Source organism: Ruegeria sp. CDSA246 (assembly GCF_059611225.1).
Genome location: NZ_JBXWPD010000035.1, coordinates 1 through 11,589, shown reverse-complemented (window position 1 = coordinate 11,589; position 11,589 = coordinate 1). Strand labels below are relative to the sequence as shown.

At 55.4% G+C, this 11,589-nt stretch carries 12 protein-coding genes; 4 read left to right on the top strand and 8 right to left on the bottom strand.

Annotated elements, in window-relative coordinates:
• Positions 1-211 precede the first annotated feature (211 nt).
• From AC2FI9_RS22365 to AC2FI9_RS22355, 3 genes are all read right to left on the bottom strand, one after another.
• Positions 212-1,120 carry a sigma-70 family RNA polymerase sigma factor gene (locus AC2FI9_RS22365; protein WP_496770902.1) on the bottom strand — a complete coding sequence of 303 codons (909 nt, stop codon included), beginning with the start codon at positions 1,118-1,120 and terminating at the stop codon, positions 212-214.
• Positions 1,117-1,578 (bottom strand): carboxymuconolactone decarboxylase family protein, encoded by a 462-nt coding sequence (locus tag AC2FI9_RS22360; RefSeq protein ID WP_170592554.1) that lies wholly within the window; start codon positions 1,576-1,578, stop codon positions 1,117-1,119. The genes AC2FI9_RS22365 and AC2FI9_RS22360 overlap by 4 nt, the downstream gene beginning before the upstream one ends.
• 238 nt (positions 1,579-1,816) lie before the next feature.
• Positions 1,817-2,311: a MarR family winged helix-turn-helix transcriptional regulator gene (locus AC2FI9_RS22355; RefSeq protein ID WP_170592557.1), complete on the bottom strand. Its 495-nt coding sequence runs from the start codon at positions 2,309-2,311 to the stop codon at positions 1,817-1,819.
• 78 nt (positions 2,312-2,389) lie between these two features.
• Between AC2FI9_RS22355 and AC2FI9_RS22350 the strand changes: the two genes are divergently transcribed.
• Both AC2FI9_RS22350 and AC2FI9_RS22345 read left to right on the top strand, forming a co-directional pair.
• Positions 2,390-3,298 (top strand): EamA family transporter, encoded by a 909-nt coding sequence (locus tag AC2FI9_RS22350; RefSeq protein WP_496770899.1) that lies wholly within the window; start codon positions 2,390-2,392, stop codon positions 3,296-3,298.
• Positions 3,295-3,936, top strand: coding sequence for an NAD(P)-dependent oxidoreductase (locus AC2FI9_RS22345; RefSeq protein ID WP_496770895.1), 642 nt, complete (start codon positions 3,295-3,297; stop codon positions 3,934-3,936). Before AC2FI9_RS22350 ends, AC2FI9_RS22345 begins: the two co-directional genes overlap by 4 nt.
• A gap of 458 nt (positions 3,937-4,394) precedes the next feature.
• Here AC2FI9_RS22345 and AC2FI9_RS22340 read toward each other — a convergent pair whose 3' ends face one another.
• Together AC2FI9_RS22340 and AC2FI9_RS22335 are read right to left on the bottom strand one after the other, a co-directional pair.
• A complete protein-coding gene (locus AC2FI9_RS22340) occupies positions 4,395-5,858 on the bottom strand; it encodes an SLC13 family permease (protein WP_496770893.1) in 1,464 nt (487 codons plus the stop codon).
• A gap of 152 nt (positions 5,859-6,010) precedes the next feature.
• Complete coding sequence (locus AC2FI9_RS22335; protein WP_496770891.1) at positions 6,011-6,901, bottom strand: LysR family transcriptional regulator; 891 nt, start codon at positions 6,899-6,901, stop codon at positions 6,011-6,013.
• A gap of 92 nt (positions 6,902-6,993) precedes the next feature.
• On the opposite strand from AC2FI9_RS22335, the gene acdA reads away from it, so the two are divergent.
• Positions 6,994-8,202: a 3-sulfinopropanoyl-CoA desulfinase gene (acdA, locus tag AC2FI9_RS22330; protein WP_496770889.1), complete on the top strand. Its 1,209-nt coding sequence runs from the start codon at positions 6,994-6,996 to the stop codon at positions 8,200-8,202.
• A gap of 286 nt (positions 8,203-8,488) precedes the next feature.
• Here acdA and AC2FI9_RS22325 read toward each other — a convergent pair whose 3' ends face one another.
• The 3 genes from AC2FI9_RS22325 to AC2FI9_RS22315 all read right to left on the bottom strand — a co-directional run bounded on the left by AC2FI9_RS22325 (position 8,489) and on the right by AC2FI9_RS22315 (position 11,003).
• Positions 8,489-9,253 carry a dienelactone hydrolase family protein gene (locus AC2FI9_RS22325; RefSeq protein WP_496770887.1) on the bottom strand — a complete coding sequence of 255 codons (765 nt, stop codon included), beginning with the start codon at positions 9,251-9,253 and terminating at the stop codon, positions 8,489-8,491.
• A 425-nt stretch (positions 9,254-9,678) separates the two neighbouring features.
• Positions 9,679-10,086: a nucleoside deaminase gene (locus AC2FI9_RS22320; RefSeq protein WP_496737936.1), complete on the bottom strand. Its 408-nt coding sequence runs from the start codon at positions 10,084-10,086 to the stop codon at positions 9,679-9,681.
• Positions 10,087-10,325: 239 nt separating this feature from the next.
• Positions 10,326-11,003, bottom strand: coding sequence for an ankyrin repeat domain-containing protein (locus AC2FI9_RS22315; protein ID WP_496770885.1), 678 nt, complete (start codon positions 11,001-11,003; stop codon positions 10,326-10,328).
• 138 nt (positions 11,004-11,141) lie between these two features.
• Between AC2FI9_RS22315 and AC2FI9_RS22310 the strand changes: the two genes are divergently transcribed.
• Positions 11,142-11,408 carry a WGR domain-containing protein gene (locus tag AC2FI9_RS22310; RefSeq protein ID WP_496737934.1) on the top strand — a complete coding sequence of 89 codons (267 nt, stop codon included), beginning with the start codon at positions 11,142-11,144 and terminating at the stop codon, positions 11,406-11,408.
• The last annotated feature ends 181 nt before the right edge of the window (positions 11,409-11,589 follow it).

Sequence of the window (11,589 nt, the reverse complement as noted above, 5' to 3'; positions counted from 1 at the left end):
GTCAAAGGCTGTTCCAGGGTCCGCAAAGTTCGCGGAGCGCTTCTTAGTGGACGGTGCGGCGAGTGGCGGCTTAGTCCTGCGATCTGTGAATTCGAACCAGACCAGATTTTGCGCTTGCAGCGAATGACCGCAAAGCGGGCTGCGACCGCAGAATCTTGCCTGGGTGCTCAGTGTCCGGAATGGGCCGGTGTTTTCTCCGTATGTTGTCATCCTAGTCAGATAGGCCGCCACTAATGGGCGTGTGTTCGTCGAACGACAGATGACGAGTCTTTTCCGGATTGCGAACAACGTAAACAGCGGTAATCACGTCGTATTCGATCTCCAACGACATCGTTTGCAAAAGGCCGCTCGCTTCATGGCTGAGGATCGATGGCAGATTGTTCAGGCGACAGAATTGCCATTGCTGGACAGGTTGATCGGAGTATTTACGCGCCAGCCCAGACAATAGCCGCATCACCTTGTCTCGTCCCAAAATCGGATTGAGTGTCGCCAGCACTTTGCCGCCGCCATCCGAAACAAATCTTACGTCTTGCGCAAGCAATTTGGTAAGAACGTCGGTGTCGCCGCTTTTGGCGGCCATGAAAAATGCCTTGGCGATGGCTTCGCCTTGTTGCGGCTCAACCTGTGTTCGAGGTTTGCTGTGCTGCACATGTTTCCGCGCTCGGCTGACAAGCTGGCGGCAGGATTCAGGTGTGCGTTCCAGTGCCGATGCCAGCTCGTCATATGATTGCTCGAACACATCGTGGAGCAGAAATGCTGCCCGCTCGAGAGGTGTCAACCGCTCCAGCGCCAGTAGGAGTGCCACTGAGACGTCACGGTCCAGTCGCTCGGTGGCATCATCTGTGATCAGTGGTTCCGGCAACCACTCGCCGGGATATGTTTCGCGTCGAATACGCGCGGCCCGCATGTGATCCAAACATAACCGCGTAACGGTTCGGATCAGAAACCCCGTCGCGTCCCGCACACTGGCATGATCAACCTTCTGCCAACGTAAAAATGCGTCCTGTACCACATCCTCCGCGTCGCCAACGGTGCCCAGCATTCGATAGGCGACCGCGAACAAGCGCGGTCGCAGATCGACAAATGTCTGTTCGTTGACGGGTGAAATCATATGACTCATGCGGCCGAGGCCTCCTTGGCGGCAGGATGTGGCGTTGCAAAACCAATAGCAATGCGGTTCCAGGCATTGATCGTTGTCACAACCAGCGTCAGGGCGATCTTTTCCTGATCTGAAAACTGAACGGCCATCTCTTTATAGATGTGATCCGGTGCACCATTCTGCTCGATGCGGGTCAGCGTTTCGGCCCAGGCAAGAGCGGCGCGTTCACGCCCGGAATAAAGAGACGACTCTCGCCACGCGTTCAGTAAGTGAAGCCTGTCTTCACTCTCACCCTGCGCACGCGCGTCATGGGTGTGCATGTGAATGCAGAAAGCGCAGCCGTTGATCTGCGACACGCGCAATTTTACCAGTTCGATTAGACTGTGCTCAAGGCCGGATGTTTTGAGGCATTCCTCCATGTCGAGCATTGGCTGCATCAGTTGCGGGGCAACGGCGAAGTGGTTGAGGCGGGATTGCATGAGGTGCTCCTGTATTCGGGTGTATAGAAACAGGACGCGGCAGGCGTGGAGTTTGTGACATGGGTGCGCAACAAATCAGTTTTTATTGCGTAGGGTGGACAGTTATATATCAATCGAGTTGCGCAAAGTTCACAAGTGTTTCGCGAATGCTTTACTCGACTGCAGGTGCCCTGTTTCCAAGGGGCGCCATGTTCTGAAAATGTGATGGTTTCTTGGGAGACGCTTAATTTATCAGTATTTATTTCGTATCTTCGTCAACCGCCTCGCCCAGTGCTTTAAGCAGTCCATTCAAGTTATCGCGCTGCTCGGGCGATAAACCGTTCATAAGCCGATGTTGTGTTTCAACGTGATCTGAGACGGCATTTTCGATTTTTGAGAACCCGTCCCTCGTCAATCGGATCAAGAAGCCGCGTTTGTCTTCCGGATTTGGCGCGCGCTCGACCAAGCCGGCCTTGACGAGCTGGTCAATTCGGTTGGTCATTGTCCCCGATGTCACCATGGTCAGGTCAAGCAATTCCCCCGGCGACAGGCCTTCAGGCTTTCCGGACCTGCGCAGGGTCGCCAGTACATCAAAGCTGGCGAGGTTGAGCCCGTAGACCTTCCAGGTTTTGTCCATCTCTTTTCTGAGCTGAGCCGCCAGGCGGGAAAGACGCCCAATCGTTTCCATCGGTCCCACATCGAGGTCGGGGCGGGCTTTGTTCCATTGAGAAATGATACGATCGATGTGGTCCATAGAAGCATATTGCGAAAACTTATCTTGACGTCAAGAGAATACAAGATATCTTGATGTCAAGATATATGGAGATCCCTCATGAAACATCATGTCGACATCGCGCTCACTGCCATCGCGCCGCTGGTCTGGGGCAGCACGTATTACGTTACGACTGAATTCCTTCCTGCTGGGTATCCAATCACAATGGCTGCCCTGCGTGCGCTGCCTGCTGGCCTGCTATTGCTCGTTCTGGCCCGGCAACTGCCGCAGGGTATCTGGTGGATACGCGCTTTCGTTCTTGGTGCGCTCAATTTCACCGTGTTCTGGACATTGCTATTTGTGGCGGCGTACCGGCTGCCTGGTGGTGTAGCCGCAACGGTTGGGGCGGTTCAGCCTTTGATTGTCGTGTTCCTGGCTGCGATGCTGATTGGTACGACGGTCAAGGTATCTGCGGTGATCGCGGCTCTGATCGGTATCTTTGGGGTTGGACTTCTTGTTCTTGGTTCGGGGGTTTCACTTGATCCGATTGGGTTACTCGCAGGTATCGGCGGCGCAGTCTCCATGGGAGCTGGCACAGTTCTGACCCGAAAGTGGCAAGCCCCTGTGCCCCTTTTGACCTTGGCGGCCTGGCAGCTTTCGGCAGGGGGGCTGTTGCTGATGCCGCTGGCATATCTGTTTGAGCCTGCGCTTCCGCCGTTGAATTCGCAAACTTTCACCGGAATCGCCTATCTCACTCTGATCGGGGCTGCGCTGACATACATCTTATGGTTCCGAGGTGTTTCCCGGATCGAGCCCGGCGCCGTTTCAGCCCTTGGTTTTCTCAGCCCGCTTTCCGCAGTCGTTATTGGCTGGATGCTTCTTGGCCAGGCTCTGACGCCCACCCAGATCGCCGGAGCCGGAGTGGTGCTCACGGCAATCTGGCTTGGGCAACGTGCCGGGCGTATCAGCCCTCCTGTTCTTTCAGAAACTGCCCATTCACACCTCAATCCAAAAGGAGAATGCTCATGAAACTTGTCGTATTTGGTGCAACTGGCGACGTCGGTTCTCGTGTCGTGACTGAGGCGATCTCGCGTGGCCATGACGTTACCGCGGCAGTTCGAAACGAGGCAGGGATCGAAAACCTGCCCAAAGGCACCAAGCCGATTGTTGCGGATGTTGCGGACCCTGCGGCTTTGGCCGCGGCCATGGCTGGTCAGGATCTGGCCGTAAGCGCTGTGCGCGCACCAGCCGGGCGTGAGGGCGAAGTCGTTGCTCTGACTCGTTCCATTCTGGACGCCGCATCCATTGCCGATCTTCGGGTGATCATTGTCGGCGGTGCCGCGCGTCTGCATCTACCCGATGGTAGCCCACACACCGTCTTGACAGATCCCGACTTTCTGCCCGAGAGCATTGTTCCAACCGCGCGTGCATCCATGGCACAGTGGGAACTCTGTTCATCCGATGCCTCGGCAAACTGGACCTATGCCAGCCCATCCGCATTATTGCAGCCCGGTGAGCGCCTGGGTGTCTTCAGAACCGACACAGATAACCTGATTGTCGATGACGCCGGTAATTCAAAAATTTCCATGGAAGATTTTGCTGTGGCAATTGTCGATGAGGCTCAATCGGCCAAGTTTTTACGCGCCGCCTTTACCGTAGGCTATTGAAACGCGAATACCTAATCGTTTAGGGAGAGCACGCCGTCTGCAGTTTGCAAGCGGCGTGTTTTCCCAGATGCAGTCTCGTCACGCGACCTTACGAAAACGAACAACCCGAGCGACATTTTGTCGAATACGCTCTCCGCTTTACAGCGTGCTTACGCGGGCCGACGGGATCAACCGTTAGACCTGCAGGCGCAAAGGCAATGGGCTTTGTATGGTTAAGGATTTCATCGATAGTCAATTTCCTGCGCAGACCCTTTCGGCGAATTTTCTTCTGGCTAGTTTTCAGATGGAACAGTTGAGAGGATTGCAGAGTTCGCGACGACAAAACTCACGGGCGAATGACGGCTGTGAGTTCAGCAGGCCATCGATTTCGTACTCGCGGTGAATGTCGGGAAAGCGGGCGCGACCACAGCATAATGGCCGTGCCGAGAGGCCGCTCTGGGCCGTGTTTTCCTGAGTTACTACCAATCAAAAATGGGTTGATAGACGAAGTTGACCGCTAGAGTGCACAGGGCAATGCCGCACAAATTGAGCCAAAACCCTGCCCGCGCCATATCGGTGATTTTAAGATCAGGGTTCGAAAACACGATCGCATTTGGCGCCGTTGCAACTGGCATCATGAAAGACATATTGGCGGCAAGCGCGGCCGGCACTGCCAATAAAAGCGGGCTCCAATCGAACCCGACAGCAACGGCAGAAACCACCGGAAGTATCGTTGCGGCCGAGGCTGGATTTGACATGATCTCGGTCAGAAAGACCATCATCGCAACCACCAGAAACACCATAGCGAAAACCGTGATGTCAATTGCTGAAACCTGTTCTCCGATCCAATCTGCGAGCCCTGTGATCTGAAACGCCAAAGCCACAGCAAGCCCACCGCCGATCAGGATCAATACGTTCCATGGCAATCTCACAGCGGTTTCCCAATCCAGCGCGAATTTCGTCATATCTGCGTTCACCGGGGTCGCGAAAAGCAACAAAGCTGTGATCAACGCTACGCCGGTATCCGAGATCGGCAATCCGGTGAAATGCGTAATTTGGTCTCCGAAAATCCAACCGGTTGCGGCCAGAACAAAGACAGCCGCGACGGTCTTCTCTGCGCGGCCCATCGGCGGAAGCCGTTCCCGTTCAATGCGAACCGCGTCGGCAAGGTCGTTATCCGCCAGGCCGTCGCACCGAAACAAGACAAAGCTCAATAATGCCCAGGCGATGAACAACATGACCAATGTCACCGGAAGACCGATCATCAGCCAGTCGACGAACTCGACCGTAATGCCGTATTCGCCGGATATGATTGTCGCCAGCAAAGCATTGACGGGTGATCCGATTAACGTGGCCATTCCTCCAATCGATGCGCTGTAGGCCACGGCCAGCATAAGGCCGACAGAAAACCGACGCAGTTCATCCGAGGCCTCAACTTTGCTTTTAATGAAATCGATGACAGACAGTGCAACGGCATACATCATGATTGTTGCGGCCGTATTCGTGATCCACATCGAAAGGAATGCAGTGGCAATCATGAAGCCCAGGGTCAGATTGCGTGGCCCTGTACCGGCCCTTGAAACGATTGCAAGCGCAATGCGCCGATGAAGGCCGACAGCTTCGATCGCCATGGCCAGCATGAACCCACCCAGAAACAGGAAAATGAGGGGATGGCCGTAGGCCTGAGTGACTGTACCAATCTCGGCAACTCCGGCGAGAGGCATGACGACAACCGGCAGTAAGGCAGTGGCGGCTAGGGGTATCGCCTCGCTAAGCCACCATGCAACCATCCACGCCAGCAAGGCCAGCAACGTCCAGCCCGCCTCGGACATTCCGGGCGGTGGATCAAACGAACGAATGAGGAAAAACAGTATCGGGCCGGACAATAGCGACAGGAATACCCGCCAACGGGAACGGACTGACTGGACCTGAAGCTCCTGCATTAAACCAACCCTCGGCGTAACAATTCCGACGATATGTCTACGCAGCACTCATGGCCGCGCCTTGTGTCAGATTAGGGCAAACATCTGGCTTATGTCATCTGCAGGTCTCTTGTTCGGGTGTTGCGGGCGATGAGCCAAACGGATTGAGCAACTTAAACTTCCGCGTTTTCCAGACCGGTTATGCTGGCCTCAAGCAGTGTCTTCAGCTTTGGGCGCCATATTTCAGTCAGGGCGTCTTCGCGTGTCACCAGTGAGATGTTGCGAAACAACGGCTGCGGCTTACACGGCAGGACAAGAACCTGTTCAGCGCCATACCGCAATACGTCTGTTTTTGGTAAAAGCGCGTATCCGATGCCGTTTTTGACGCAGTTTACGATGGCTTCGATACTATCAAGGATAATCACTTCCTTCGACTTCAATTGCATCTGATCGCGGTACTGGGCGATCAGCTTGCCGATGCCAGACGATGGGATGAAATGTAAAAAAGGGTGTGATCCGGAAAGTCCGGTTAGTCCTTTTACCTGGCTGTCCAGCGGTGCCGCGATCACCATTTCCTCACGGATCAACGTTTCACAGCAAAGATCAAATGTCGCATCTGCGATTTCAGTTACGATTGCTGCATCCAATTGACCGTTTCGGACCTGCTCGCACAAAGTCTCTGACAATCCGGTGCTGGTGCTCAACATTGTTTTTGGAGCCCGCTGTTCAGCCGTTCCAAGAAACAGGGGCAGAATGCGAGCAGCAGCAGAGGGGACAAACCCGACCCGGTACGTTCCGGTCAGTTGATCGGTAGGCACACATCTTGATTTCAGAACTGAGTAGGCATCAACTATTGTCTTGGCGTCCTGAGCAACCCTCACTCCGAGTGGCGTCAGTTTGGGCGGCCGATACCGGCGATCAAACAACGCTGTGCCAAGCTCTTCTTCCAGCGATTTCATCTGCATGCTGACAGCAGACAGTGTCATGTTGCGCACTTCTGCGGTTCGAGAAAATGAGCTGTGCTGCGCAATCGCAACCAGTGTTTCAAAAGCTGAAATCTGCATAAGTTCAATAAAACTTAATTTAAAGGCAAAGTAAATTCGATTGAAAATAACATGCGTGCTCTCACATAATTGTGAGTAGAGAGGATGACCCAATGCTTGATCAGGGAACAAAGACGTATCAGGAAATCGCCCGTGAACTGGTTCCTGGATTTGCGGACCGGGCCGGTCACTGGGACGAAACTCGCACCTATTGCTGGGAAAACGTACGTGAACTGACCGATGCCGGACTTATGGGCATGACAATCCCGCCCAGGTTCGGAGGGCTCGGCGCCTCATACCTAGACGTGGTTTTGGCCGTTGAAGAAATCGCTAAAGCGTGCGCGTTGAGTGCCAGGATCGTCGTTGAGGCCAATATGGGCGGCATCAGCGCAATCATGGCTTATGGCACAGATGAGCAACGAGACTTTGTGGCCCCGCTGGTCCTGTCGGGGGACAAGCCTGCAATCTGCATAACTGAACCTAACTCCGGCAGCGCGGCGACCGAGATGCAGACAACGGCCCGGCGTGTTGGCGGGAATTACTTGATCAACGGCTGCAAACACTGGATCACTGGTGGCGGCGTTTCGAAGCTCTACCTGATTTTTGCGCGTGTTCTCGATGAAGACGGAGCCGATCTGGGGATCACCGGTTTTCTGGTTCACTACGATCCCGAAAACGGTATCGCCCCCAAAGGGTTCGATGTGGTCGGTCGCGAACGGACCATGGGGCTGTGCGGAATGCCCGAAACTGAGCTTCGTTTTACCGATCTGGAAGTTGACGCGCGTTTCGCTCTGATAACGCCATCGGGCATAAAACGTGGTTTTGCGGATCTGATGACCGCCTACAACAGCCAGCGCGTCGGGGCCGGAACGGTAGCCATGGGAATTGCAGCCGGTGCGCTGGAGCATTCGAAAAGATACCTGCGCGAGCGTCATCAGTTCGGCCGCCCGTTGCAGGAGTTTCAGGGTCTGCAGTGGATGCTTGCAGACATGGATACGGCGGTCCATGCGTCCCGTCTGATGCTGCACGAAGCCGCTGGAACCCTTGGTTCGACTGGGTTTCCCGATATGACGATGGCAGCGCGGGCAAAGTACTTTGCGTCTGAACAGGCGATCAAAGTCGTGAACGACTCCTTGCAGATATTTGGGGCGCGTGGATACGGTGCGCAGGAGCCGATCGAGCGCATGTATCGCGACGTGCGTATGTTCACTATCGGAGGTGGAACTGCGCAGATCCTGAAAACACAGATCGCAGGTAGGCTATTGGGCATTAAAACACCGCAAACGAGGGACGGGTACGCGAAACTGGCGACGGGTGGATAGCTTCAGAACGCTGCGACTTGGAAAATTAGGCATCATAAGGTGCCTGACTGACGCAGATACGACGTCTAACCCGAGGCCGACTTCGATCCCAGTTTTCAATCGCAGCGAATGGCCGGTCTGTCGAGCCGCAACGCAGCAACTTCAGGGTCGGTCGGAGGTCCGCTATGGGCCGCCAGCAACGGCGGCTGTTGAAAGAGGCAGGTGGCCGCCGCAGCGCCGCCGTGGGTCCGCTCAGAGCCCCCGACCTCTCGAATGCTGCAATGCGCGCGAAGGTCGGCTTTCTGACCTACGAATGGTCGGCGAGGAATGCCAAGACAGCCTCTTTCGCTGCGACCCGAGCCTCGGGATCAGTTCCGACCAATGGAGCTTCCCCTCTTGAGGTTAGGACATCTTGTCGGGGTCGGAGCGGCAGATTCGGCGCATCGAAGGAATGGACTGCATCCGGATAGACGATGATCTCAACAAGCTCTCCCCGCGTTTGCAATTCATCGACAAATGCCTGACAGGGGGCTGCGGGTGTCCAATTGTCTCGGCCGCCGTGGAGTATGAGCATGGGTGCAATCGTGCTCCAGGTTCCCGGCTCAACACTCGTGTAGGGAGCGTGCAGAAACTCGGCCGAACACTTGCCCGGATAAAACGCAACCGCATCCCGAAAGTCATGCTGTGGTGATGGGAGAGGCCGCCCGATACTTTCGGTGTTCATGGTGAGCAACGCGACACCTCCGCCCTGCGACCAACCGATCAGGAAAACCCTATCCGGCGCAATGCGTGGCAAGCCTTGCAGGTATTCCAAACCTGCATAAGCATCTCTCGGGCGCTCTCGATACATCGTGGCACGCTCAGACCCTGGCCCGCAGGTTCCGCGAAAACCGCGAGACGCGGCGCTGTCTACCATCAAGACAGCGTATCCGGCGTCTTTCAATATCGCTGACCAGGCGCTGTAGGTGGCCAGCGGTGATCCTGAAAAGGTCAGTCCGCTGCATCCGTGTAAGAAGACGACAGCGGGCACCGTTTCATCGCCATCCGGCAGAACAAGCCAAGCATCCAGCATGCGCCCGGAATCCGGCTCCGATACCTCAACTCGCATCGGCTGGGCGGAGGCAGAGAAAGCCAAGAACGCGAAGCAAAGGCATATTGCCATACAGATAGTCGTTCTGATCATGGGGAAAGCCTAGGCGCACCGCAGCGCATGTTCAATCTGGGCAGAATGCCTAGACCAGAGGGCGTTCAGCAATCATAACCCGAAGGCACTCTATCAGAGTCGTGAGCGGACAGTGGTGAGACCGCAGCAAATGCCCGCTCCGTCCGCAGACTTCCAGTTCACCGAATGCTCGATTTCGCGTTTGCAGCGAATGTCTCGTTTGACGGGCCGCAGTGCAGCGACGGCGACTGCGGTCAGACGGCAGCTGTGGGCCGAGATTTCCCAACGCGGGATGCGAAGCCAAAATGAAACTTCGCTGGTGGCTGACAACCTATCTAACCGCAAAGTTTCGGAGAACCTGCGCTCCTGATTTCCCGGCCATAGAACATGTGACGGACCCCGGCCCAGAAAGCCGCGGCTTCACACATGGGACATGGCCTGGAAGATGAGTACATGACCGCTCTGCTCAAATCTCGGTTTTTGAGACGGCGCGCCGCGTCCCTGATTGCGGCCACTTCAGCGTGACCCGTGGGGTCTTGATCCAAGATGACCCTGCTCCATGATTGGCCAATGATAACATTGTCGCGCACCACAACTGCACCATACCCCTGATCTCCATGGTCAATTGCATACTGACGCATCTCGAAAGCGCGCTCCATGAATGTGGCATCGTTGGGATCACTTGGTTGAGGTATCGCGTTGTCCGCTCTCGTGGAAGTTTGACCCGCGACGGAGCTGCTCATTCCAACCGTCAGTGCGCTAAAACCTGACACAGCAAGAAAGCCACGCCGCGTGAAAACGAGTGCACTGTGGCAGTCCTGTTTACTTTTTTCGATCTTGTTCATTTTGTGGTTATCCGTGAGATGTATTCATCCTTATCACCACCCTACCACGAGAAGACCTTGATCTGAGGTCGGTCATATCCAAGCTGCCATTGGCGCATTTCAAGTGAAACTCACCACTTCAGCCTGCTGGATTAGTCTCAATCCCTTTTTCTTAACCGCTCTACCATCTCAGCAAACCCGCGTAGTTCGGCGTGTTCGAGTGGCGTAGTTCCGTTACGATCGGCAAGCGATCGGTCAGCACCTGCCGCCAACAACGCATCCAGAACCGCAAGATGATCCGGGCCGCCGTCACCAAGCACAACGGCTTCGATAACTGCTGTCCAGTTCAGATTGTTCACATGGTCCAGAGGCGCGCCAGCGGCGATCAGCCGTCGGACAATCTCGACATGCCCGAGATGCGCGGCCGCTATCAGCGCCGTTCCTTCATAAGGGCTGGTCGTCAGGCCCGGATCATTGCCTAACTCGATTGCGAGCGTCATCAATTCTGGATCATTTGCAACGGCCGCAATCGTGACCACGTCGTAGTCCTGACCTTCTAGCGCGTTCATGTCAGCACTGGCCTCGGCTAGCGCGCGCAACGCCTCGTCCTCTGAAGCAAAGGCTGCCACATGGGCTGGCGTGCGGCCTCGCGAGTCCCGCGCGTTGACGTTTGCCCCCGCCGCAACGAGCTGCCGGATCATTTCTTCGTTGCCGGTGTGAGCGGCTGCGAAGAGACCGTCGTAATGCGAGACCTCACCAACCGAAGGCGGCGTCTGCGCCATACTCGCGTTGGCGGCAAGACCTATCACAAACGTAAATAGCAAAAGACGAAGCATGGCCAATCCTTATTCTTACACATTGGTCAGGAGGGTGCGATAATAATAGCGGATTTATTCGATGCCAGCTCCATTCAGGGTCAGAATCCTTTCCGAAGAATTGATCTTGTAATGTCATTGGACAGAAGAGCGGCGCCAATGGATAATCGGGCTATGGAGCAGACAGACACCACACCTGTCCACCTCATACACGTGGACCCGGACGTCAACATGGCGCGGTTTTATGGAATTGAATTGCAGCCGACACTGTTTGGGGAAGTTTCTGTGTTTCGTACCTGGGGGCGCATTGGCACAAATGGGCAAGCCATGATGGTGACATATGATGACGAAGCCGAGGCTGCCGACGCGCTCCAAAACCTCGAAAAGCAAAAGCGCCGTCGAGGGTATGTTCCAGTCGGTGAGTGACTTCGCATTAGCAAATCCCGAACCTGTCGGCTCGTGACCGGGCTCTAGGTTTCAGCCGACATATCGGCTTCCACCCAGAACACCCCAGCATGATCTCCCTGAGCCGGTTGTGTTGCGAAGTTTTGGTTGGATTACAATATCGCGCTGCGGCAGTGGGTTTAAGAGGCGAGCTCAGCGAACT